This window comes from Pseudomonas sp. HD6515 (assembly GCF_024971855.1).
Lineage (GTDB): Bacteria > Pseudomonadota > Gammaproteobacteria > Pseudomonadales > Pseudomonadaceae > Aquipseudomonas > Aquipseudomonas alloputida.
The window spans coordinates 327,422-351,226 of sequence record NZ_CP079827.1 but is presented as its reverse complement, the minus strand read 5'-3'; the positions used below and the strand labels follow the sequence as shown (position 1 = coordinate 351,226).

The window sequence follows — 23,805 nt, the reverse complement described above, 5'->3', positions numbered from 1 at the left end:
CTTGCCCGCGAACACCGGCGAAGCCGGTGCCTGACACCCCATTATGTGTGTTCGCGGGCAAGCCCGCTCCTACATTGTATGGCGCACGCTTCAGATCAGCAGCCTGGCTTGCCAGCAGTGAACTTCTTCGCCGGGTTGACCGCCGCCTTGAACTCGCGCAGCGCCTTGGAACCCACCAGCAGCGGGTAGTTGAAGTTGCTGCGGTCCACCAGATTCACCTCGACGGTGCGCTTCACATCCCCCAGGCACAACTCCAGGTCGACCACCGGGCGCTTGGAGATCTCTGGCGCATCCCCTTCGTCCTCTTCATCGGCACGGCCCTTGATCTTGCTGATGCGCGAGACCTTGTGCTCGTACACCTTGCCGTCCGATTCCTTGGTCGCCAGGCGGAAGCGCACCCACTCGTCCCCATCGCGGGTGAACAGCTCGATATCCTTGGCCGACAGCGACGCGGTGAAGGCGCCAGTGTCCATCTTGGCTTTCAGGGTTTCGCCCAGTTCAGGCAGGGCAATATTCTCGTAACGGCCGTAGATAGTGGGTTCGGCGGCCATCACCGGCAGCGCCAACAGCGACAACATGGCTAAAAGAGATTTCACAAGCAGGCTTCCTTGAGAGGGTCAATGCTTAGACTGCACTGGGCAGATAGGTTCGCTGTCACGAGCCTAACCAACATAATGTGAAACATTTGTCCCCGCCGTCGGGCATTGGACATTTGGCGTAGGCCACCGCCCTGCTTATCATTGCCAACCGTTTATCTCCCACAACAAGAGTCTCTTTATGCGTCGCCTGCTGACCGGCATTCTCACTACCACCCTGCTGCTGCTCAACACCGTGGTGTTGATCTGCCCGCTGCTGGTCTTCGCCCTGCTCAAGCTGGTGCTGCCAGGCCGTGGGCGTGACTATGCCTCGTGGGCAGTGATGTGGGTGGCCGAAACCTGGTCGGAAATCGACAAAGCCATCTTCGCCCTGTGCATCCCTACTCAGTGGGACATCCGCGGTGTGGAAAACCTGCGCAAGGACACCTCGTACCTGGCCGTGAGCAACCACCAGACCTGGGTCGACATCCCGGCGCTGATCGAAAGCCTCAACCGCCGGACACCGTTCTTCAAGTTCTTCCTGAAAAAGGAGCTGATCTGGGTGCCGTTGCTTGGCCTGGCCTGGTGGGGGCTGGATTACCCGTTCATGAAGCGCTACAGCAAGGCGTTTCTGGAAAAGCACCCGGAGCTCAAGGGCAAGGACCTGGAAATCACCAAGGCGGCCTGCGAGCTGTTCAAGCGCCAGCCAGTGACCGTGGTCAACTACCTGGAAGGCACCCGGTTTACCGAAGCCAAGCGCCAGGAGCAGCAGTCGCCGTATCGCTACCTGCTCAAGCCCAAGGCGGGCGGTGTGGCGTTTGTGCTCGCCGCATTGGGCGAGCAGCTGGATGCCCTGCTGGACGTGACCATCGTGTACCCCGGCAACAAGGCGCCGGGGTTTTGGGACTTGCTCAATGGCAGCATCAGCCGGGTGATTATCGACATTCAGGTGCGTGAGCTGGACCCGGCGTTGTGGGCGGGGGATTACGAGAATGATCCCGAGTTTCGGCAAACGGTGCAGGCCTGGGTCAACCAGTTGTGGGTGGCCAAGGACCAGCGGATCGAGCAGCTACGGCAGGAAATGAGCTGATGTTTTTTAAGTGTCTGCCCGGGCCTCTTCGCGGGTACCCTGCGAAGAGGCCCGGGCAGACTGCGCAAGAATCCTCACCCGACCTTCAGACCGAGGGCTGAGCCAATGGCGCCGGTGTGGCCCACAAACTCCCCAGATTCTGCAACAACGCCCCGGCAATCCCCTGTTGCCCCAGGTACTGCAGCAGCAACGGCGCAAACTGCCCGATCATCCCGGTGTCCATGCCCAGCGCCTTGAACGCACTGTCCAGGTCGCTGCGGTTTTCCACGTTGTTGCCCAGCGCATTGCTCAAGGCCGACTGGCTTTCGCTGTTCTTGCCCAGCAAATCACTCAACCCACTTAACCCGCCCAGCGCATTTGCACCGGCCAGCAGGTCCAGCCCTGGCACCGCCTTGGTCAGTTGCCCATAGTCATCGCTGCTAAGGTTGTTGCGCGCCAGCCCCAGCATGGCCCCTGCCCCGCCTACCGCCTGTTCGGGGGTGATGTTCAACTGGCTGCCCAGGGTATTGAGCAGATTGGCCTGCGCTTCGGGTGCCTGTACCTGGCCTTGCTGTTGCTGGTTCTGCATGGCGGACACGGCGTTGGCAGCGTCGCTGAGGTTGAAGGCGAACACCGGGCTTGCAGCCAGGGTCATCAGGGTTGCCAGGGTGAATGCTTTCATCGGGAGGGACCTCGTTGGCCGGGATGGCCGGGAAACGAGGGGTTTGACTCGTGGTTTGGGGTTTTGTTCCGACCGCTTACTACCTAGCAAAAATGCTAGTTGTACCATCCGGCAGCGGAGTGCAACGTAAACACTCAGTGCAAAGTCTGAGGCGGGATCAAATCATGGCTGAAAACGTAGACAGGAATAGTAAAAAAAATCGATCAACCACAATGCCGCCGGAAAAGGCGGCTAATCGAACCTCCATGTATTTTTACCAAACCGGTCAATTATCTAATGAGGTTTCCGCCCAAGGCAACTACAAGGCCCTGCGGGCTCTGGGATTACCAATTGCCCAAATGGAGCAGACACAACCGACTAAAATAGTACAGACCGACCGCTCTAATTCAATTATAGGTTTATCTCGAGACACCATAGCTTATTCGCCTTACGGCTATTCTGATGAACATGTCATGAAGTCGTTGCTCGCCTTCAACGGGCATCGGTGTGACCCGGTATCTATGCTGTACCCTCTGGGAAATGGATATAGGTTGTTTAGCCCCTCCCTGATGCGCTTCTGCAGTCAGGACACAATGAGCCCGTTCGGCAGGGGCGGATTAAATCCTTATGCTTATTGCATGGCCGACCCTGTTAACAACACTGACCCTAGTGGGCATTTCTTAGTATCAATTTTTAAACGCAGTCCGATTTCAGCTTTCAAACACTACGCCAAGAAACTTGAGCTACTGAACAACAAAATAATCAAGGTCGAAAAAAGAATTTACCATTATGACGAGAAGCTCAGCCAGCTAAATGTCGATTTGAGACATTGGAAGATTGAAAGAAGGAGCAATAACCAACCTGATGAATACGGGAACCAGCCATCACATTACGTAGAATCCCTAAAAGCCAAGATAACGAACAACGAATTGAAGCGTAGCGCTGAGATAACCAAGTGGGATGATCTGACTGCTAAGCGCCAAACCAACATGGATAAGTTCATGCAGGCTCAAAATGCAGTCTCAGCCTCAGTCCCCGCCACAGACAACAGCCTACCCGGATACCAAGCAGATTCCTCGCCGCCAACTGATGAACTGGCGAGAGTTCGGCGAACCAATCAGACTCCAACCCCCCGCGATTTCATGTTCCTTGGAAGCGGTTTCTGAAATGTAATCCCAAGCCTCTTAAGCCACTGCGATCATCAGGGCTGCCTACTAGTCTCGGCCGGTTGCATCGAAGTCAGCGACCGGCCTTGACAGGTCGACCAGAGAATCTCGTGGCTTTAGCCTTCGATGGCCGTTCTACCGTAAGACGAGATGAAAAAACCCCTCGAAAGAGGGGTTTCATCTGACTCCAAGCGGTTATGCCGCGCCCCACATCTTGTGCGGGTCAATCACAAACTTCTTAGGCACACCCGCATCAAACTCGCCATACCCTTCCGGCGCCTGATCCAGGTTGATCACCTGCACACCCACCACTTCAGCAATGTTGATGCGGTCCCACATGATCGCCTGCATCAGCTGGCGGTTGTACTTCATGGTCGGGGTCTGGCCGGTGTGGAAGCTGTGCGATTTCGCCCAGCCCAGGCCGAAGCGGATGCTCAGCGCGCCGATCTTGGCAGCGGCATCCACTGCGCCTGGGTCTTCGGTTACATACAGGCCCGGGATACCGATGTTGCCGGCCACGCGGGTCACTTGCATCAGCGAGTTCAACACGGTGGCCGGGGCCTCGTGTTTGGCACCTTCGTGCCCGTGACCACGGGCCTCGAAGCCGACGGCGTCGACAGCGCAGTCCACTTCCGGCTCGCCGAGGATGTCGACGATCTGCTCGTGCAGCGGGGTGTCCTTGGACAGGTCGACCACTTCGAAGCCCTGCGACTTGGCGTGGGCCAGGCGAGCCGGGTTCAGGTCACCGACGATCACGCAGGCGGCGCCCAGAAGGCGCGCCGAGGCAGCGGCGGCCAGGCCGACCGGGCCGGCACCAGCAACATAGACAGTGCTGCCTGGGCCGACGCCAGCGGTTACGGCACCGTGGTAGCCGGTGGGCAGGATGTCGGACAGGCAGGTCAGGTCACGGATCTTTTCCATGGCCTTATCGCGCTCAGGCAGCTTCAGCAGGTTGAAGTCGGCGTACGGCACCAGCACGTATTCGGCCTGGCCACCGGTCCAGTCGCCCATGTCGACGTAGCCGTAGGCACCGCCGGCGCGGGCCGGGTTGACGGTGAGGCAGACACCGGTGTGCATCTCTTTGCAGGAGCGGCAGCGGCCGCAGGCGACGTTGAACGGGACCGATACCAGGTCGCCGATCTGCATGCGCTCGACATCGCGGCCCTTCTCGACGATTTCACCGGTGATTTCGTGACCCAGGACCAGGCCGACCTGGGCAGTGGTGCGGCCACGGACCATGTGCTGGTCAGAACCGCAGATGTTGGTGGAGACCACCTTCAGGATGACGCCGTGTTCGATTTTCTTGCCGCGCGGGTCCTGCATTTTCGGGTAGTCGATCTTCTGTACTTCGACCTTGCCAGCGCCGAGATACACCACTCCACGATTGCCAGACATGCTCTTACCTCGCTTGATTTTTATTTATGCAGCGGTGGTTGAACGCGCCGCCATCCGTGGGCGGCATGTGTTTCTGGAATGAGGGAATTGTGGGCCGGATGGGGAGATCTGCGCTGACTGGGAGCGACAGAGAGATGCCTTTTAGCGGCAGGAGTGTCGTTGGGGAATGTGGGCAAACAGAGCGGCGGCTTGTGCGGGCCTCTTCGCGGCTAACGCCGCGCCTACAGGGACCGCACCCATCCAAGGGCCAGTACCTGTAGGCGCGGCTTTAGCCGCGAAGAGGCCGGTACCGGTTATTACAGAACGACAGTCCGGTTGGCGTTCAGGAACACCCGCCGCTCGATGTGATACCCCACCGCCCGCGCCAGTGTCAGGCATTCGATATCCCGCCCTTTGGCAATCAGGTCTTCGGGATAGTGGCTGTGATCCACCACCTCGACACCCTGGGCAATGATCGGCCCTTCATCCAGGTCGTTGTTGATGTAGTGCGCCGTGGCACCGACCATTTTCACGCCCTTGTTGTAGGCCTGGTGATAAGGCTTGGCGCCTTTGAAACCCGGCAACAGCGAGTGGTGAATATTGATCGCCCAACCATCCAGACGGCGACAAAGCTCGGGCGACAGTACCTGCATATAGCGGGCAAGGATAACCAGCTCGGCACCGGTCTCCTCGATCACCTGCAGCACCTTGCGCTCTTGCCCAGGCTTGTCCTTGGGGTCGAGGGCGAAGTGGTAATAAGGAATCTTGTGCCAATGCGCCAAGGGTTCTAGGTCAGGATGGTTCGACACCACGGCCACCACATCCATACCCAGTTGGCCAATGCGCTGGCGATACAGCAGGTCATTCAGGCAATGGTCAGCCTTGGACACCATGATCACCACCTTGGGGCGGTGGTTGGGTGCGGTCAGCTCGAAAGCCATGCCGAACGCTTCGCTGCGCTCTGCGAGGCCGGCCCGGAAGCCCGCCTCGTCGAAATCGTCCGGCTGACGGAACTCGACGCGAATGAAGAAGCGTCCCGACTGCCGGTCATCGAAGGAGTGGTGCTCCGTCACGTAGCAGCGCTGCTCGAAGAGGTAACGCGTCACCACGTCGACGGTGCCGAGCATGCTCGGGCAGTCGGCGGTGAGAATCCAGGTATCCGGTGCCCGACTCATGTTCTTGCTCCTTAGGCTTCGATGCTCAGGCCGTATTCGGCAGAAGCGTCCTGCAGCCACAGCCACCAGTAATCGGCGAAGCTGCGGCGAATTACCAGCTCCCAGGTGTCTTCTGCAGTGCGGCGGATCACCAGTTGCGACTTGGCGAACACGGTGCCCACGGCCTTGCCCACCGGGAAGTTGTTCGGGTGAACATCATAGCTGGTGGACTTCATCAGCACGTCGCGCACGTTCGGGCCGCGCAGTTCCAGCAGGCTTTGCCCGCCACTGACATTGACGACCTGAATGTGCTGGCCTTCAAGGGCCGCGCGCAGCTTTTGCTCCGCTGCCAGCTCCTGGCCGCCGGGTACGATCAGCAGCCACTCATCTGGGCCGACCCATTGCAGCGACATGTCCTTGTTGGCGACCACGGTCAGCGCCACGGGCAGCTCCAGGCCAAGGGCCTTGTGCACGCCAGCGGCGAATTCCGGGTTGTGGCCATCACCACGCAGGGTGATGTGACCGAGGAACTTGCGTTCACGCAGGGTCACGCCTGCGTTCTTGCGGCCTTTGCCTACCAGGCTGGCCAGGTCGGCATGGTGCAGTGGCGACTGGGCTTTGGCCTCGGCGCCGGGGTTTTGCTGGAAGACGTTGATAGCGCTCATTTCTTACCTGCCTTGAATTCTTGTTCGTCAGGGCAGCGCAGCCGTGCAATCAGGCTGCGCCGCCATCCGGGGCCTTAGACGTTCTGCCGCTCACCCTTCGGATCGAAGAACACCGAAGACACGATTTCCGCCTCGATCACGCTGCCATCCGCCTGCGGCGAGTAGACACGCTCGCCCATGCGCTTGAGGCCGCCTTTGACCACACCCATGGCGAACGAGTAGCCCAGGGAGTTGGACGCGTAGCTGGAGGTGACGTGGCCGACCATGTCCATCGGGATCGGCTGTTTCGGGTCGAACACCAGTTGGGCGCCTTCCGGCAGCCACTTGGTCGGGTCGACCGGTTTCAGGCCCACCAGCTGCTTGCGGTTCTCACGTACGCAGTCTTCGCGGTTCATGCCACGCAGGCCGATCCACGAGAACGGCTTGTTGCGGCCAACGCACCAGCTCATGTTCAGGTCGTCCGGGTTCATCGAACCATCGGTGTCCTGGCCCACGATGATGAAGCCCTTCTCTGCACGCAGTACGTGCATGGTCTCGGTGCCGTACGGGGTCAGGTTGTACTTCTTGCCGGCCTCGATGATCTGTTCCAGCACGCCCATGGCGTAGTTGGCCTGCACGTTCACTTCGTACGACAGCTCGCCGGTGAACGAGATACGGAACACGCGGGCCGGCACGCCACCGACGTTGCCTTCCTTCCAGGTCATGAACGGGAAGGCTTCCTTGTCCATGTCGATGTCGGTCAGCTCGCTCAGCAGCTTGCGGCTGTTAGGGCCGGACAGGGTCATGGTGGCCCAGTGGTCGGTGACCGAAGTGAAGTACACCTTCAGTTCTGGCCATTCGGTCTGGTGATACAGCTCCATCCACTGCAGCACGCGGGCAGCGCCGCCGGTGGTGGTGGTCATGATGAAGTGGTTGTCGCCGACGCAGGCGGTTACGCCGTCGTCGAAGACCATGCCGTCTTCCTTGCACATCAGGCCGTAGCGGGCCTTGCCCACGTCGAGCTTGGTCCAGGCGTTGGTGTAGATGCGGTTGAGGAATTCGCGCGCGTCCGGGCCCTGGATGTCGATCTTGCCCAGGGTCGAGGCGTCCAGCAGGCCCACGCTGTCGCGCACGGCCTTGCATTCACGCGTGACGGCAGCATGGATGTCTTCGCCGGCTTTCGGGAAGTACCACGGGCGCTTCCACTGGCCGACGTCTTCGAACTCGGCGCCGTTCTTCACGTGCCAGGCATGCAGGGCAGTGAAGCGCACAGGCTCGAACAGGTGACCACAGTGACGGCCCGCTACCGCGCCGAACGTCACCGGCGTGTAGTTGGGGCGGAACATGGTGGTACCCATTTCCGGGATGGTGATGCCGATCGAACGGGCGGCGATGGCCAGGCCGTTGATGTTGCCCAGTTTGCCCTGGTCGGTACCGAAGCCCAGCGCGGTGTAGCGCTTGACGTGCTCGACCGACTCGAAGCCTTCACGGGTGGCCAACTCGATACCGGCTGCGGTCACGTCGTTCTGCTGGTCGACGAACTGCTTCGGCCCCTTGGTGCCTTTGTCGTGCGGTACCAGGAACAGTGCCACGGTGGCCTCTTCCTTGCGCGCCACGGTTTTTGGCAGGGTGCCGACAGTGGCCTTGAAACCGGCCTCGGTGGCTGCGCGGACGCCGCCTTCGAAGCCATCGGCAATCACATCGCCCAAGGCATACACGCCGTTGATACCACCGACGCACTCACGCTTCTGCGGCGCATCGCCCGGCACGAAGCCAAGGATATCGTCACGCCATACCGGGCGACCGCCCAAGTGCGAAGCCAGGTGCACGATCGGGCTGTAACCGCCCGAGGACGCGATCAGGTCGCACTCGAGGACTTCGCCTGGGCTGGTGACTTTGTGTGCCTGCACATCAATCGCCGCCACACGGGCGCCGGTGACGTGCTTGCTGCCTTTGGCCTCGACCACGGCGCTGGAGGTGAGGATGCGAATGCCTTTGGCACGCGCTTCTTCAACCAGCGAGCCACGTGGGTTGTGGCGGGCGTCGGCGATGGCGACCACTTGCAGGCCTGCGTCGTGCCAGTCCAGCGCGGCGCGATAAGCGTGGTCGTTGTTGGTCGACAGTACCAACTTGCGACCCGGCGCCACGCCATAGCGGCGAACATAGGTGGAAACAGCACCGGCCAGCATGTTGCCCGGCACGTCGTTGTTGCCGTACACCAGCGGGCGCTCATGGGCGCCGGCAGCCAGTACCACGCGCTTGGCGCGAACGCGGTGCACGCGGTGGCGAACCTGGCCGATCGGGGCGCGGTCGCCGAGGTGGTCGGTGAGGCGCTCGTGAATGGTCAGGAAGTTATGGTCGTGGTAGCCGTTGACCGTGGCACGTGGCAGCAGGGTCACTTCCGGCAGGCCTTCCAGCTCTTTGACCACGGCGTTGACCCACTCGGCAGCAGGCTTGCCGTCGAGGGTTTCGCGGGTGTCGAGCAGGCTGCCGCCGAACTCTTCCTGCTCGTCAGCCAGGATCACGCGGGCACCGCTGCGCGCAGCGGCCAGTGCAGCAGCCAGGCCAGCAGGGCCGGCGCCGACGATCAGCACGTCGCAGTGCCGGTTCATGTAGTCGTAGCTGTCTGGATCGTTCTGCAGCGGTGCACGGCCCAGGCCGGCGGCTTTACGGATGTACTTCTCGTAAGTCATCCAGAACGATTTGGGGTACATGAAGGTTTTGTAGTAGAAGCCCGGCGGCATCATGCTGCCGCCTACCTTGCCGAGGATGCCCATGACGTCGTTGTTGACGTTCGGCCAGCCGTTGGTGCTGGTGGCGACAAGGCCCGCGTACAGTGCCTGCTGGGTGGCGCGCACGTTGGGGATCTGGGTAGCTTCGCTGGAGCCGATCTGCAGGATGGCGTTCGGCTCTTCGGTACCGGCGGCGATGATGCCGCGCGGGCGCGAGTACTTGAAGCTACGGCCGACAATGTCGACGCCGTTGGCCAGCAACGCGGCGGCCAGGCTGTCACCGGCATAACCCTGGTAGGTCTTGCCGTTGAAGGTGAAGTTCAGGACCTTGCTGCGGTCGATACGGCCGCCGCTGGCGAGGCGATAGGTCTGGCTCATACTTTTTCCCCTTGGCCTTTGACGGTCGACGTGGCGCTGGCGGCTTTGCCATTGGCGGTCACTTGCGGCTTCTCGCCAATCTTGTAGGTTTCCAGAATTTCGTAGGTCACGGTGTCACGGGTGACGTTGAAGTACTGGCGGCAGCCGGCAACGTGGTCCCACAGTTCATGGTGAATACCGCGTGGGTTGTCACGGTAGAACATGTAGGTACCCCACTCCTCGTCGGAGCAGGCGTTAGGGTCCAGCGGGCGGGCGATGTGTGCCTGGCCAGAGGCGTGGAACTCTTCTTCGGAGCGCAGCTCGCCGCAGTGGGGACAGAAAATATGCAACATGACGGTGTCTCCGGTTAGTGGGCGACGGCGGCGGCGCCGTGTTCGTCGATCAGTGCGCCGTTGTAGAAACGGTCCATGGAGAACGGCGCGGCCAGTGGGTGCATTTCGCCCTTGGCCAGGCTCGCGGCGAAGACGTTGCCCGAACCGGGGGTCGCCTTGAAGCCGCCAGTACCCCAACCGCAGTTGAAGAACATGTTCTTGACCGGGGTTTTGGTGATGATCGGGCAGGCGTCCGGCGAGGTGTCTACGATGCCGCCCCACTGGCGGTTCATGCGAACACGCGAAAGGTTGGGGAACATCTCGACGATGGCCTGCAGGGTGTGCTCGATCACCGGGTACGAACCGCGCTGGCCGTAGCCGACCCAGCCGTCGATACCGGCACCGATCACCAGGTCGCCCTTGTCGGACTGGCTGATGTAGCCGTGTACGGCGTTGGACATGATCACGCTGTCGATGATCGGCTTGATCGGCTCGGATACCAGCGCTTGCAGCGGGTGCGATTCCAGCGGCAGGCGGAAGCCGGCCAGCTTGGCCATGTGCCCGGAGTTACCGGCGGTGACCACGCCGACGCGCTTGGCGCCGATGAAGCCTTTGTTGGTTTCAACACCGATGACCGCGCCGTTTTCCTTGCGGAAGCCGATCACTTCGGTTTGCTGGATCAGGTCGACGCCCAGGGCGTCGGCAGCGCGGGCGAAGCCCCAGGCCACGGCATCGTGACGGGCAACGCCGCCACGGCGCTGTACGGTGGCGCCGAGGATCGGGTAGCGGGTGTTCTTCGAGCAGTCCAGGTACGGGATTTCGGCCGCAACCTGGGCGGTGTTCAGCAGCTCGCCATCCACGCCGTTGAGGCGGTTGGCGCTGACCCGACGCTCGGAGTCACGCATGTCCTGCAGGGTGTGGCACAGGTTGTAAACGCCGCGCTGGGAGAACATCACGTTGTAGTTCAGGTCCTGGGACAGGCCCTCCCACAGCTTCATGGCGTGCTCGTACAGGTGCGCCGACTCGTCCCACAGGTAGTTGGAACGCACGATGGTGGTGTTACGGGCGGTGTTGCCGCCGCCCAGGTAGCCCTTCTCGATCACGGCAACGTTGGTGATGCCGTGCTCTTTGGCCAGGTAGTAGGCCGTGGCCAGGCCATGACCGCCACCGCCGACAATGACCACGTCGTAAACCTTTTTAGGGGTTGGCGTGCGCCACATGCGCTGCCAGTTTTCGTGGTGGCTGAGGGAGTGCTTGAAAAGGCCGAAGCCCGAGTAACGTTGCATGGTGTGTGACTCCACTCAGCGGTAGACAGGGAAATCTGCGCACAGGGCCGCGACGTTCTTCGCCACATCGGCTTCGACGTCTGCGTCACCGAGGTTGTCGAGGATGTCGCAAATCCAGCCAGCCAGGGCCACGCACTGGGCGACCTTGAAGCCGCGGGTGGTGACGGCCGGGGTGCCGATACGCAGGCCCGACGTGACGAACGGCGACTGCGGGTCGTTCGGCACGGCGTTCTTGTTGACGGTGATATGCGCACGACCCAGGGCGGCGTCGGCGTCTTTGCCAGTCAGGCCCTGACGGATCAGGCTGACCAGGAACAGGTGGTTGTCGGTGCCACCGGAAACCACATCGTAGCCACGGTCGATGAACACCTGGGCCATGGCCTGGGCGTTTTCGATCACTTGCTGCTGGTAGGCCTTGAATCCAGGCTCCAGCGCTTCCTTGAAGCACACCGCCTTGGCAGCGATCACGTGCATCAGCGGGCCACCCTGGGCACCCGGGAATACAGCGGCGTTCAGCTTTTTCTCGATCTCTTCGTTCGACTTGGCCAGGATCAGGCCGCCACGCGGACCGCGCAGGGTCTTGTGGGTGGTGGTGGTGACCACATCGGCGAACGGGATCGGGTTCGGGTACAGGCCAGCGGCAACCAGGCCGGCAACGTGGGCCATGTCGACGAACAGCAGTGCGCCCACTTTGTCGGCGATGGCGCGGAAGCGTGGGAAGTCGAGGGTCTTGGAGTAGGCCGAGAAACCGGCAACGATCATTTTCGGCTTGTGCTCGACCGCCAGGCGCTCGACTTCGTCATAGTCGATCAGGCCGGTGTTGGTGTCGATGCCGTACTGGACAGCGTTGTACAGCTTGCCCGAGGACGACACTTTGGCGCCGTGGGTCAGGTGGCCACCGTGGGCCAGGCTCATGCCCAGGATGGTGTCACCGGCTTGCAGCAGGGCCAGGTAGACGGCGCCGTTGGCCGACGAGCCGGAGTGTGGCTGGACGTTTGCGTAATCGGCACCGAACAGCTGCTTGGCGCGCTCGATGGCCAAGGCTTCTACCTTGTCTACGTGCTCGCAGCCACCGTAGTAACGCTTGCCAGGGTAGCCTTCGGCGTACTTGTTGGTCAGGCCGCTGCCTTGGGCCTGCATGACGCGCTTGCTGGTGTAGTTCTCCGAGGCGATCAGCTCGATGTGATCTTCCTGGCGCTGTTCTTCGGCATTCATCGCCGCCAGCAGTGCATCGTCGTAACCCTGGATCTGGTCTTGCTTGCTGAACATTGTGTATCTCCCGGCAGCGATCGTTTTTTGTCGTGGGGCACTGTGGCCCTTTGTGGCGATGTTATGACTGGCGGGGCCGGGTCAGATGCCTGCGCACGCCTTGCAATGGCGCGTTTACGACATTCGCTGTTGTGCTGTTTGTGCTGGCCCTTTCGCGGGTGAACCCGCTCCTACAGGTACGGCGGCGCTCTGAAGGCTTACGACGCCCTGTGGGAGCGGGTTCACCCGCGAAAGGGCCAGCCCGGACAACACAGAAATCAGCCGATGCACGGGTTGTATAGGCAAGTGCTGAATCGATGGTTTAGAGTGCTGATCTGCGTCGTTCACAGGACCGTGCCATGACAGACAAGAGCCAACAATTCGCCAGCGACAACTATTCCGGCATCTGCCCCGAAGCCTGGGCGGCGATGGAAAAAGCCAACCACGGCCACGACCGCGCCTACGGCGACGACCAGTGGACCGAGCGTGCATCGGAGTACTTCCGCAAGCTGTTCGAAACCGACTGCGAAGTGTTCTTCGCTTTCAACGGCACCGCTGCCAACTCCCTGGCGCTGGCGTCGCTGTGCCAGAGCTATCACAGCGTGATCTGCTCCGAGACCGCCCACGTCGAAACCGACGAATGCGGTGCGCCGGAGTTTTTCTCCAACGGCTCCAAGCTGCTGACAGCGGCCAGCGTCAACGGCAAGCTGACGCCACAGTCTATTCGTGAAGTGGCGCTCAAACGCCAGGATATCCACTACCCCAAGCCGCGCGTGGTGACCATTACCCAGGCCACCGAAGTCGGCACGGTGTACCGCCCCGACGAGCTGAAGGCGATCAGCGCCACCTGCAAGGAGCTGGGCCTGAACCTGCACATGGACGGCGCACGCTTTACCAATGCCTGTGCGTTCCTGGGCTGCAGCCCGGCCGAACTGACCTGGAAGGCCGGTGTGGATGTGCTGTGCTTTGGCGGCACCAAAAACGGCATGGCGGTGGGCGAGGCGATTCTGTTCTTCAACCGCCAGCTGGCCGAAGACTTCGATTATCGCTGCAAGCAGGCCGGGCAACTGGCGTCGAAAATGCGCTTCTTGTCGGCGCCATGGGTCGGGCTGCTGGAAGGTGGCGCCTGGTTACGCCATGGCAACCACGCCAATCATTGCGCGCAGCTGCTGGCATCGTTGGTCAGTGACCTGCCGGGGGTAGAGCTGATGTTCCCGGTGGAGGCCAACGGGGTGTTCCTGCAGATGCCGGAGCACGCCATCGAGGCGCTGCGGGGCAAGGGCTGGCGCTTCTATACCTTTATCGGCAGCGGTGGCGCGCGCTTCATGTGCTCGTGGGATACCGAAGAAGCGCGGGTGCGTGAGCTGGCGGCGGATATCCGCGCGATCATTGGTGGCTGAGCGAGAGCCGGGGCCGCCTTGCGGCCCCCGCAATCTAGAGCCTGAACCCACCCATCTGCCGCGCCAGGTCATCAGCCAACCCACGCAACGCCTGACACTCCTCGCGGCACCCTTGCACCTCCGCCGCCGTCTCACGCGCCAAATCGGAAATCCCCTGCACCGTCCGGTTGATTTCCTCGGTCACCGCCGACTGCTCCTCGGTAGCCGTGGCCACCTGGTGGTTCATGTCACTGATGTGCTCTACCTGGTCGGTAATCGCGCTCAGCGATGCCCCGGTGCGCTGGCTCGATTCCACGCCACTGCCGGTCGCCTGCTGCCCTGCCTGCATTGAACTCACCGCCGAACCTGCACCCAGCTTCAGGCGCTGGATCATCTGCTGCACTTCATCGGTGGACAGCTGTGTGCGCCGGGCCAGCGTACGTACTTCATCGGCCACCACAGCGAACCCGCGCCCCATCTCCCCTGCCCGCGCGGCCTCGATGGCAGCGTTCAACGCGAGCAGGTTGGTCTGCTCTGAAATGCTGCGGATTACCGCGAGCACTTCATCGACCGAGGCGACTTCGTCGGCCAGCTGGCTGACCGCATCGGCCGCCTTGCCGATGTCGCCCGACATGCCCTCGATGCCACGAATGGATCGTTGCACCACCTCGCGGGCCTGCAACGCCTCGTCTCGTGCCGACTGCGACGCCTGGGCCGCATCGCCGGCATTGCGGGCGATGTCCTGCACGGTCAGGCCCATCTCGTGTACAGCAGTGGCGACCATCTCGGTCATCTCCTGCTGGCGCCCGGAGCGCTCAGCGGTATTGTCCACCACCTGGGTTACCTGCTCCACGGCCCGCCGCAGCCGCTCGGAGGTACTCAACACCTCGCCGATCAGGCTGCGTTGGCTGTCCAGGAAGCGGTTGAAACCACGGGCCAGGTCACCCAGCTCATCCTGACGCGAATCGTCCAGCCGATGGCTGAGATCACCCGCTCCCCCGCCAATCTGAACCAATGCGGCGGTAACGCGGCGGATCGGCCGCACCAGGCCACGCGCCAGCAGTACCACCAACAGCAGCGACACCAACGCGACGGCGCCACCGATCAGGCTGGTCAGCCAGACGGCCTGATGCATTTGCGCGTAAATTTCCGACTCTGGCACTTCGGCCACAAGGGTCCAGTTGAGGTCGCGCAGCGGCAGGCCCAGCGCCAGGTACCGCTCACCGTCACGGCTGAAGCGGCTGCTACGCAGGCTCTCGCCTCCGGTCATGACGCCTTTGGCTGCGTCCGCGCCAAGCTGTTCGGCAAGCTGGCGCTTGCCACTGAAGGCAGCATCGGGATGCACCTGGATCAGGCCATCGTTGCGCACCAGGAACACCTTGCCGTGCTCGCCAAAGCTGAAGTCGTGGATCAGCTTCGATAATTCGGTCATGCGCAAGCCCATGCCGGCCACACCCACCAGCTTGCCTTCCTTTTCCACGCGATAGTCGATGAACAGAGCCAGTTCGCCGGTGGCACCATCGATGTCGATGTTGATGAAACGCTCGGCGCCGCTGTCGATGTAACCGTAAAACCACTTGTCCTTGGGGTTGCTGCGGCTGAGGGTGCGGTCCAGGCCGTTCTCGTTGTAGTAGTGGCCGGTTTCAGTCGAGGCGAACAGCGTAGTAAAGGCGTGGTTGCGCTGTTTGGCGGCGGTCAGGTATTCGATGAATTGGGGCGCCTGCGCGGGATCTTCACCGGCAGCAAGCCAGTCGCGCAGCAGGGTGTTACCGGCAATGTCCGCGGCAGCGACCAACGGTTGGCCCAGCATGCGCTCGATGTCGTTGCGGATGGCTTCGATGCTGGCTGGCAGGGCAGTGTCGACCAGGTAGCGGTCGGTGAGGCGGTTGAGCGCCACGGTGAAGATAATGACCACCACCAGGATGCTCGCCAGCAAGGCAGCGCCCATGCTGGTGATCAATTGCAACTGGATGCTCTTACGCCAGATACGCATGCCCCTACTCCCCCGCACATTATTGTTTTGCGGAAAGTGTATACACTTGCGTATCCAGTTAATCCAGTGATCTGAAGCAATCAGATGCACCCTGTAGGAGCGGGTTTACCCGCGAATGCGGTGTTGAAGCCACTGACGCATTCGCGGGTGAACCCGCTCCTACGGGGGGGACGGTATACGGCCTTATTGCTCAGCGATGGTCCGCACGATGGCATCCACCGTGGCGTCGATCTGCGCTTGAGTTCGCGCAAGGGTCTGATGATGCCTGTAGGAGCGGGTTTACCCGCGAATGCGGTGTTGAAGCCACTGACGCATTCGCGGGTGAACCCGCTCCTACAGGGGAAGGTGTGCGGTCTTATTGCTCTGCAATGGTCCGCACGATGGCATCCACCGTGGCGTCGATCTGCGCTTGAGTTCGCGCAAGGGTCTGCTGATGCTCTTTCTGCAGTTCAACCTGTTTGGAGCACAGGTTAAGGGCAGCCAGCACCAGCAGTTTGTCACCGATCAAGGTCGGGTACTGACGCTTGGTCTCGTTAAGGGCTTTGTTGAGCATCCGTACCGCCTGGGCCAGGGTTTCTTCCTGGCCTTCGGGCGCCTTGATCGAATAGTCGATGCCGAGAATCGACACGACATTGATCGGCTGCTCTTGCAGTCTCATGCGCCAACAACGCCCGCGCTGGCGCGCTCGACCAGGGCCTGGATGCGTGCTGCGGTAGCGCCGTTCTTCTCTTCCTGTTCCATCAGCGACAGCTGCAGGGTTTCGTTCTCTTCCTTGGCCTGGGCCAGTTCCTGGCCAAGGGCGGTGTTCTGCTCGATGAGTTGAGCGTTTTTCTGCATCAGGTCGCTGACCAGTTGCTCGATTTGATTCAGGGAAGCTTCCAGCATGGGTCTATCTCAGGTTGTTGCGAGGGGCGCACACGATAAAGAAAAGTGCGGCCCATCGCCATTAAATATCGGATTCATAAGGTGTCTGACCCGCAGATTGACAGGGTAATCGACCCCTTGTTCCGACCTGGATCAACCGCCGGTCAGGAAAAGGTTCGCGGTTGCACAATTTTCCCCGGTCCCATTCAAGACTAACCAGTCACGACCGATAGCCCGGCAAGTCATGTTTTGTCGCTCTTTCCCCACTTGCCTGGATCCTGCTCTCCATGTCCCTACGCAACATGAATATCGCACCGCGCGCGCTTCTCGGCTTCGCGCTCATCGGCCTGCTGATGCTCGGCCTTGGTATCTTCTCCCTGGTACAAATGGGCAACATCCGCCAGGCGGGCGTTGCCATCGAGCAAGTCAGCGTGCCCAGCATCAAGATCCTCGACGAACTCACCGCGCTGAACCTGCGCATGCGCACGCTTTCCTACCGCCTGCTGCTCAACCGCGAGCCGGCAACCCAACGCGATACCCTCGATCTGCTGGACCAGCGCAACAGCCAGATCGACCGCGCACGCCAGGCCTACCTGCCAATGATCGTCGCCGCCGACGAACAGGCAGCATTCGACCAGTACGGTCAGTTGCTCAACCAGTACCGCCAGCTGGAATCGCGCATGCGCACACTGAGCCAGGCCGATCGCCTGGACGAATTGCGTGACCTGCTCAACCGCGACCTGCTGGCCAACTCCGAGCAGATCAACAAGGTCATGGACACCTTGGTACGCATCAACACTGACCAGACTCGCGCCACCAACGAAAAAGCCGCCAACCAGTATGCCGGCGCTTTCGCCCTGGTGATCGGCCTGCTGGTTGCCGCCACCGTACTGACCTTCGCCTGTGCTTTCCTGCTGACCCGCAGTATCGTCAAGCCGATCGAAGAAGCACTCAAATGCGCCGAGCAAGTCGCCGACGGCGACCTGACCCACGTCATCCGCGCAGAGGGCACCGACGAAGCCGCCCGGCTGTTGCGCGCCATGGCGCGCATGCAGGACAAGTTGCGCGATACCTTGCAGCAGATCGCCGGCTCCGCCACCCAGCTGGCCTCGGCGGCAGAAGAGTTGAATGCCGTCACCGACGAAAGTGCCCGTGGCCTGCAGCAGCAGAACAATGAGATTGAACAGGCCGCCACTGCTGTCACCGAAATGACCAGCGCAGTGGAAGAAGTGGCGCGCAATGCCGTAAGCACATCAGAAGCGTCCAGTGAAGCCAGCCGCTCCACCGGCGATGGTCGTGACCTGGTGATGGAAACCGTGGGTGCAATCGAGCGCATGAGCGGTGATGTGCAGGCCACCGCCAAGCTGATTACTCACCTGGCCGAACAGTCGCGCGACATTGGCAAGGTGCTCGACGTGATCCGTGGCCTGGCCGACCAGACCAACCTGCTGGCGCTCAACGCAGCCATCGAAGCCGCGCGGGCCGGTGAAGCAGGCCGTGGTTTTGCCGTGGTCGCCGATGAAGTGCGGGCATTGGCCCATCGCACACAACAGTCGACCAGCGAAATCGAGCGCATGATCGGCAGCATCCAGGGCGGTACGGAAGAGGCGGTAGAATCGATGCGCACCAGCACCGAGCGCGCGGAGTCGACACTGAACATCGCCCGTGGCGCGGGCATGGCACTGGACACCATCGCCGGTGCGGTGGCGCAGATCAACGAGCGCAACCTGGTGATTGCCAGTGCGGCGGAAGAGCAGGCCCAGGTGGCGCGGGAAGTGGACCGCAACCTGGTGAACATCAATGACCTGTCGGTGCAGAGTGCTACCGGTGCGCATCAGACCAGTGCGGCGAGTGCCGAGCTGTCGCGTCTGGCGGTAGACCTCAATGGCCTGGTAGCCCGGTTCCGCACCTAGAAGCATTCGCGGGCACGCCCGCTCCCACAAGGTTCACCGCAGTCCTGAAGATAGCGATGGCCCTGTGGGAGCGGGCGTGCCCGCGACGAATCCAGACTGGCCACTGGATCAGTAATCGATCCGCACATCCCCTTTCGGCACACTGCAGCACGACAGGATGTAGCCCTCGGCCTCGTCATCTTCGGTGATGCCGCCGTTGTGCTCCATCTCTACTTCGCCGCCCAGCTTGAGCACTTTGCACGTCCCGCAAATGCCCATGCCACAGGCTTTCGGGATCATCAGGCCGACCTTGGCCGCGGCCGCATGCACGGTCTCGCCCGGGGCGATGCGGATGCTCTTCTCGCTGCCGATGAACTCCACCAGATTGAGGTCGGAAACGTCCAGCTCAGGTGCATCGGCCGCCTGCTCGGCGTGCTCCACGGCGTCGGCTTTGGCTTCCGCCGGCGTCGCGCCGAACGACTCCTCGTGATAATTCTTCATGTCGAAGCCGACCGCTTCAAGCATGCGCTTGACCGCCGTCATGTACGGCGTCGGGCCGCAGCAGAACACAACGCGCTCCATGTAGTCCGGCGCAATCAGTTCCATCAGCCGCTGGTTCAGGTAACCGCGGTAACCCGCCCACGGCTCGCCCAGGCCATGCTTTTCGCAAATGATGTGCAGGCTGAAGTTGGGGATGCGCGACGCCATCTGTTCCAGCTCGCGGTGGTAAATGATGTCTTTCGGCGAACGGGCGCTGTGGACGAACACCATGTCGACGTTGGCATTGGTGTCGTAGAACCAGCGCGCCATCGACATCACTGGGGTAATACCGACGCCGCCCGACAGGTACAGCACCTTGCCAGCAGGGAAGTCGATGGCGTTGAACAGCCCCACCGGGCCGTGCACCGGCAGCTCGGCGCCTTCGTGCATGGTGTCGTGCAGGAAGTTCGACACCAGGCCACCCGGCACACGCTTGACGGTGATCGAGAAGCTGTAGGGCACTGACGGCGAACTGGAGATGGTGTAGGAGCGCATCACGGGCTTGCCTTCGATCTCCAGCTCCAGGGTGACGAACTGCCCTGGCTTGAAGAAGAACATGATCGGCTGGTCGGCCATGAAGCAGAAGGTGCGCACGTCCCAGGTCTCCTGGATGACCTTGACGCAGCGCACGATGTGGCGGCCGTTGGCCCAGGTCTGGGTAGTGACCGGATTGAGGAAGGTATCGGACATGTTCATCTCCAGCGGCCGACTATCGGGCTTTATATGGCTTGGATAATGCGCAAGCTGAGAGCGACGTACATTCCTGCCAGCGACATCGGCGTGCTTATCGCGACCAGCCCCGCGATACAAGGGCTGGCGCGTCGTTATTCAAATCGGCCATGTCGCCCATGGATACGGTTCGCGGCGTCTTCGGACGCACACTCCACGGCAAAACAACATGCTGTTTTCTGACAAGCAGCCTTGCGGCACCACAACAACGATTAGCCACCTTTTGCCGGCCGCATACGGCCCCGAGGAATACACGATGGACGTCACCGCAACCCTGAGCCTGGGCGATCCACTGGAACCTGCACGCAAGGCCACCGCCGAGATGCTGCAGACCCGCGAGCGAACCTACTCGCTGCCCCAGCCTTTCTACACCGACGAGCGTCTGTTCCAGATCGACATGCAGGAGATCTTCCACAAAGAATGGCTGATCGCCGGCATGACCTGCGAGATCCCGGCGAAAGGCAACTACATCACCCTGCAGATCGGCAAGAACCCGATCATCGTTATCCGTGGTGCCGAAGGTAAGGTGCACGCCTTCCACAACGTCTGCCGTCACCGCGGTTCACGCCTGTGCGTCAGCGACAAAGGCAAGGTGGCCAAGCTGGTCTGCCACTACCACCAGTGGACCTACGAACTGGACGGTCGCCTGCTGTTCGCCGGTACCGAGATGGGCGCCGACTTCGACATGAAGGAATATGGCCTGAAGCCAGTGAACGTGAAGGTGGCCGGCGGCTACATCTTCATCAGCCTGGCGGAAAACCCGCCTGCCATCGACGAGTTCCTGGCCACGCTCGAGCACTACATGGAACCGTACGACATGGAGAACACCAAGGTGGCGGTGCAAACCACCTTGATGGAAAAGGCCAACTGGAAACTGGTGCTGGAAAACAACCGCGAGTGCTACCACTGCTCCGGTTCGCACCCGGAACTGCTGCAAACCCTGCTGGAATGGGACGATACCAACGACCCGCGTGCCAGCCAGGAATTCAAGGACCACGTGGCCGCCTCCGCCGCTGCCTGGGAAGCCGAGAAGATCCCGTACCTGCACAAGAGCCACGGCCTGCGTAACCGCATCGTGCGCATGCCGCTGCTCAAGGGCACCGTGTCGATGACCATGGACGGCAAGCAGGCCTGCCAGAAGCTGATGGGTCGCATCAAGAACCCGGACCTGGGCTCGATGCGCATCCTGCACCTGCCGCACTCGTGGAACCACTGCATGGGCGACCACATGATCGTGTTCACCGTGTGGCCGATCAGCGCCCAGGAGACCATGGTCACCACCAAGTGGCTGGTGCACAAGGATGCCGTCGAAGGTGTGGACTACAACCCCGAGAACATGCGCAAGGTGTGGGACGCCACCAACGACCAGGACCGCCGTCTGGCGGAAGAGAACCAGCGTGGGATCAACTCCACCGCGTACCAGCCTGGCCCGTATTCGAAGACTTACGAGTTTGGTGTGGTGAACTTCATTGACTGGTACAGCGGGCGGATGCTGAACAACCTGGGAGCAGAGCCGGCGGCCTACCTGAAAGAAGTGCAGGCTCAGTAAACAAAAACGCCCTGCCGCAAAAGATGCACTTTGCGGCAGGGCGTAACCCCATAGCAGATGGCTCACTGTGACTGGCTACGCTGTCGCCGTATAGCCAGCGATTGTGGAGGCGGCGAAGCACCAGCATTTCCCCGCATTCGTAATCTTACATTGAGGTCATACTTGATAGTCTGATTCGAAGGGGTCACGGGTGGCCCACCCGTTGGAGTGACAACATCCAGCATGAACTCGTGCGGCATTGGCGCCGCGGCTAAGCCTCCCGTCATCAAATTCCAATTCGTCTTGATCTGATTCAATGGGTGGCTCCCCGGCCCAATCGCTGCGTTGATCGCTCGCGTGAGCGTTGCTGCAGCACTGACTGCAGTGCCCACGTTCGCGCCAAAAATAGCGCTCGGCACCCCTGCGTACAATGCCGCGGAGCTTCCTAAGCTCAGTATGGAACCGAAGGTGCTCACTCGAGTGGCATTAAGGCCTATCCAAGTTTCAGGGGTAGGTCCGAGAAAGTTATAAGCAATCGTCGCTCCGTTCGACAGCATACCTAAACCACGCAGCATAAAGCTCCCAAGATCAATACTATGGCCACTGGGATCGACTCGGTTAACCGGATCACCAGCGCAATACGCATAACCGTTCACCCCCCCCTGCCCCAAAAGGACTGAAGGAGTCTGGGGCTTGAAACCGCATCAATGCCGGGTTGTAGGCACGATAACCGTTACCCAAGTGATAGCAACCCGTGAACGGGTCTCGCCGCTCGCCGTTGAACGCAAGTACACAAGCTCCACGATGCGTTCGATAGCCATAGGGTGAGTATCCGTTGACAACTTCAGGCATCACAGTCATGTGGATAACTCCTGGAGTGGGGTCCATGGAGGATATCTAGCCGCCGCGTGCTCAAACACTGGCAATTTTGTCAGTGCCCGCAGGTATCAATCGGATTAAAGCAGATGATCAATTTTTGATCGAAACAACGGAGCCCTTGTTTTTAAAGGGCTACAGTGCACTCCGTACAACTTGTCCACAGAGACACTAACAGACTTTGTGAGCAAAACACGGAGCCGACAACTGTAGTTCTGTGGATAAGCGGTTCAAAGCTCTGATAATCAAGAATTCGAGACTTCTGACCCACCTTGATCGTTTTTTAATCATTTCTTCGCAAGCCACGCCCTACGCGTACTCCAGCTAGTGCCCAACAGATTATCCACAGAGCAGCTAACAGCGATTGTGGGCAATACGAGCTGGAGGCATGCATATCCGTGCCTGACGAGCAGTGTGATGGGTCCGGCAGGGACTTATGCACAGGTAGAATGTGCGTCTGGCAGATGATCGGGGCGCCCTTGTGGAAGCGGGCTTGTCCCGTGGAGCAGGAGACCCAGTGCCTGGCACCGGCTGCGCCGGTGTTGGCGGGGCATGCCCGCCCGCACTCGGTCACTGGAAAATCAGTAATTTAGCGTTGCTCCAGGAGAACGCCTTGCCGGGGAGTGCATGAGCCTTTAGCGCAGCACGCCCTCTTCCACCAACAGCTTGAGGATGGCTTCGGCGCCTTCCTGTGGCGAAACGTCCTTCAGCACCTTGCCACCACCGCCACTGGCCTTGGCCGTCGCGGCCTTCATGCGGTCGGCGCCACTCTTGGCCTTGATCACCTTCAAGCGCTTGGGCCTTGGACGGGCCGGTTGCAACTCGGCTTCAGCCAACAGCTCATCTTCGACAATGGCCACATTACGCGCCGCCAATACCCCCCGGCGCGCAGGCCCAAAAGCGCTCTGGCGCGGCTTGGGCGCCGCGTTATCCACAGTCGCCAGCAATGGCAAACGCACCTTCAAGCGACGCCGCTGACCACGCGGCAAAGCCTGCAACACCTGCGCGGTGCCGTTGTCGATCGACTCCACCTCAGCCAACCCGACAATCAGCGGCCAACCGAGCTTTTCGGCCAGCAGGAACGGCAACATGCCCGAACCCTCGCCAGTCTCGGCCTGGCTGCCGGTCAGCACCAGTTGGGCCCCGGCGTCGCGCAGATAATCGCCCAGCACGCCCAGCACATCGGCACCGGCCGGTTGCTCCAGCACGTCCAGGTGGTCCAGGCCCATGCCCAGGTAAGCGCGCAACGCCTCTTCCTGTGGATCGCCAGCATGCACCACCTGCAAGTTATCCCCAGCCAGCTGCAAACCCAACTCCACGGCACGGGCATCCTGCTCGGCGCGGCGGGCGCGGCCAGAGCTGGGGTGGGCACCAATGGAAACCAGGCTGATCACTTTCGTACTCAT

Annotated in this window: 19 protein-coding genes and 3 pseudogenes; 6 read left to right on the top strand and 16 right to left on the bottom strand. The window is 61.1% G+C overall.

The window, feature by feature from the left end; all coding sequences use genetic code 11:
- Positions 1-95 precede the first annotated feature (95 nt).
- Positions 96-596: an ATP-dependent zinc protease gene (locus KW568_RS01565; protein ID WP_014860930.1), complete on the bottom strand. Its 501-nt coding sequence runs from the start codon at positions 594-596 to the stop codon at positions 96-98.
- A 181-nt stretch (positions 597-777) separates the two neighbouring features.
- On the opposite strand from KW568_RS01565, the gene KW568_RS01560 reads away from it, so the two are divergent.
- The gene (locus tag KW568_RS01560) at positions 778-1,665 is read left to right on the top strand and encodes an acyltransferase (RefSeq protein WP_004576362.1); all 888 of its coding nucleotides are present in this window, start codon (positions 778-780) and stop codon (positions 1,663-1,665) included.
- 85 nt (positions 1,666-1,750) lie between these two features.
- Here KW568_RS01560 and KW568_RS01555 read toward each other — a convergent pair whose 3' ends face one another.
- On the bottom strand, positions 1,751-2,326 hold the full coding sequence (locus KW568_RS01555; RefSeq protein WP_004576361.1) for a DUF2780 domain-containing protein: 576 nt from the start codon (positions 2,324-2,326) through the stop codon (positions 1,751-1,753).
- 164 nt (positions 2,327-2,490) lie between these two features.
- On the opposite strand from KW568_RS01555, the gene KW568_RS01550 reads away from it, so the two are divergent.
- Entirely contained in the window at positions 2,491-3,471 is a 981-nt protein-coding gene (locus tag KW568_RS01550; RefSeq protein WP_259537472.1) for an RHS repeat-associated core domain-containing protein, read from the top strand.
- Between the two features lie 195 nt (positions 3,472-3,666).
- Here KW568_RS01550 and fdhA read toward each other — a convergent pair whose 3' ends face one another.
- The 7 genes from fdhA to KW568_RS01515 all read right to left on the bottom strand — a co-directional run bounded on the left by fdhA (position 3,667) and on the right by KW568_RS01515 (position 12,619).
- Positions 3,667-4,866: a formaldehyde dehydrogenase, glutathione-independent gene (fdhA, locus tag KW568_RS01545; RefSeq protein ID WP_003255673.1), complete on the bottom strand. Its 1,200-nt coding sequence runs from the start codon at positions 4,864-4,866 to the stop codon at positions 3,667-3,669.
- Positions 4,867-5,162: 296 nt separating this feature from the next.
- A complete protein-coding gene (purU, locus tag KW568_RS01540) occupies positions 5,163-6,020 on the bottom strand; it encodes a formyltetrahydrofolate deformylase (protein WP_003255675.1) in 858 nt (285 codons plus the stop codon).
- An 11-nt stretch (positions 6,021-6,031) separates the two neighbouring features.
- On the bottom strand, positions 6,032-6,664 hold the full coding sequence (locus tag KW568_RS01535) for a sarcosine oxidase subunit gamma (protein WP_004576359.1): 633 nt from the start codon (positions 6,662-6,664) through the stop codon (positions 6,032-6,034).
- Positions 6,665-6,738: 74 nt separating this feature from the next.
- Positions 6,739-9,753, bottom strand: coding sequence for a sarcosine oxidase subunit alpha (locus tag KW568_RS01530; protein ID WP_003255678.1), 3,015 nt, complete (start codon positions 9,751-9,753; stop codon positions 6,739-6,741).
- Positions 9,750-10,085 (bottom strand): sarcosine oxidase subunit delta, encoded by a 336-nt coding sequence (locus KW568_RS01525; RefSeq protein WP_003255679.1) that lies wholly within the window; start codon positions 10,083-10,085, stop codon positions 9,750-9,752. Before KW568_RS01525 ends, KW568_RS01530 begins: the two co-directional genes overlap by 4 nt.
- Positions 10,086-10,099: 14 nt before the next feature.
- The gene (locus KW568_RS01520) at positions 10,100-11,350 is read right to left on the bottom strand and encodes a sarcosine oxidase subunit beta family protein (protein ID WP_003255680.1); all 1,251 of its coding nucleotides are present in this window, start codon (positions 11,348-11,350) and stop codon (positions 10,100-10,102) included.
- 15 nt (positions 11,351-11,365) lie between these two features.
- Positions 11,366-12,619 (bottom strand): serine hydroxymethyltransferase, encoded by a 1,254-nt coding sequence (locus KW568_RS01515; RefSeq protein WP_003255681.1) that lies wholly within the window; start codon positions 12,617-12,619, stop codon positions 11,366-11,368.
- Between the two features lie 338 nt (positions 12,620-12,957).
- On the opposite strand from KW568_RS01515, the gene KW568_RS01510 reads away from it, so the two are divergent.
- On the top strand, positions 12,958-13,998 hold the full coding sequence (locus KW568_RS01510; protein ID WP_003255682.1) for a low specificity L-threonine aldolase: 1,041 nt from the start codon (positions 12,958-12,960) through the stop codon (positions 13,996-13,998).
- Between the two features lie 34 nt (positions 13,999-14,032).
- Here the strand turns inward: KW568_RS01510 and KW568_RS31005 are convergent, their stop codons facing one another.
- From KW568_RS31005 to KW568_RS01490, 4 genes and pseudogenes are all read right to left on the bottom strand, one after another.
- The gene (locus tag KW568_RS31005) at positions 14,033-14,761 is read right to left on the bottom strand and encodes a methyl-accepting chemotaxis protein (protein WP_407473313.1); all 729 of its coding nucleotides are present in this window, start codon (positions 14,759-14,761) and stop codon (positions 14,033-14,035) included.
- Between the two features lie 135 nt (positions 14,762-14,896).
- Positions 14,897-15,925: pseudogene (gene mcpH / locus KW568_RS31000) on the bottom strand (methyl-accepting chemotaxis protein McpH); the annotation flags it as partial.
- 400 nt (positions 15,926-16,325) lie between these two features.
- Complete coding sequence (locus KW568_RS01495) at positions 16,326-16,628, bottom strand: cell division protein ZapA (RefSeq protein ID WP_003255684.1); 303 nt, start codon at positions 16,626-16,628, stop codon at positions 16,326-16,328.
- On the bottom strand, positions 16,625-16,855 hold the full coding sequence (locus KW568_RS01490; protein ID WP_003255686.1) for a hypothetical protein: 231 nt from the start codon (positions 16,853-16,855) through the stop codon (positions 16,625-16,627). The genes KW568_RS01495 and KW568_RS01490 overlap by 4 nt, the downstream gene beginning before the upstream one ends.
- A gap of 266 nt (positions 16,856-17,121) precedes the next feature.
- Between KW568_RS01490 and KW568_RS30995 the strand changes: the two are divergent.
- Together KW568_RS30995 and KW568_RS30990 are read left to right on the top strand one after the other, a co-directional pair.
- Positions 17,122-17,892 (top strand): annotated as a pseudogene (locus KW568_RS30995) (MCP four helix bundle domain-containing protein); the annotation flags it as partial.
- A complete protein-coding gene (locus tag KW568_RS30990) occupies positions 17,875-18,747 on the top strand; it encodes a methyl-accepting chemotaxis protein (RefSeq protein WP_404943662.1) in 873 nt (290 codons plus the stop codon). The pseudogene KW568_RS30995 and the gene KW568_RS30990, both read left to right, overlap by 18 nt.
- Before the next feature lie 108 nt (positions 18,748-18,855).
- On the opposite strand, the gene gbcB is transcribed toward KW568_RS30990, so the two are convergent.
- Positions 18,856-19,956 (bottom strand): glycine-betaine demethylase subunit GbcB, encoded by a 1,101-nt coding sequence (gene gbcB, locus KW568_RS01480; protein ID WP_003255691.1) that lies wholly within the window; start codon positions 19,954-19,956, stop codon positions 18,856-18,858.
- 295 nt (positions 19,957-20,251) lie between these two features.
- Here gbcB and gbcA point away from each other — a divergent pair, with 295 nt between their 5' ends.
- Positions 20,252-21,544: a glycine-betaine demethylase subunit GbcA gene (gene gbcA, locus KW568_RS01475; RefSeq protein WP_003255692.1), complete on the top strand. Its 1,293-nt coding sequence runs from the start codon at positions 20,252-20,254 to the stop codon at positions 21,542-21,544.
- Between the two features lie 533 nt (positions 21,545-22,077).
- On the opposite strand, the pseudogene KW568_RS01470 reads toward gbcA, so the two are convergent.
- Positions 22,078-22,411, bottom strand: a pseudogene (locus tag KW568_RS01470) (RHS repeat-associated core domain-containing protein); the annotation flags it as partial.
- 623 nt (positions 22,412-23,034) lie between these two features.
- Complete coding sequence (locus KW568_RS01465) at positions 23,035-23,805, bottom strand: electron transfer flavoprotein subunit beta (RefSeq protein ID WP_003255694.1); 771 nt, start codon at positions 23,803-23,805, stop codon at positions 23,035-23,037.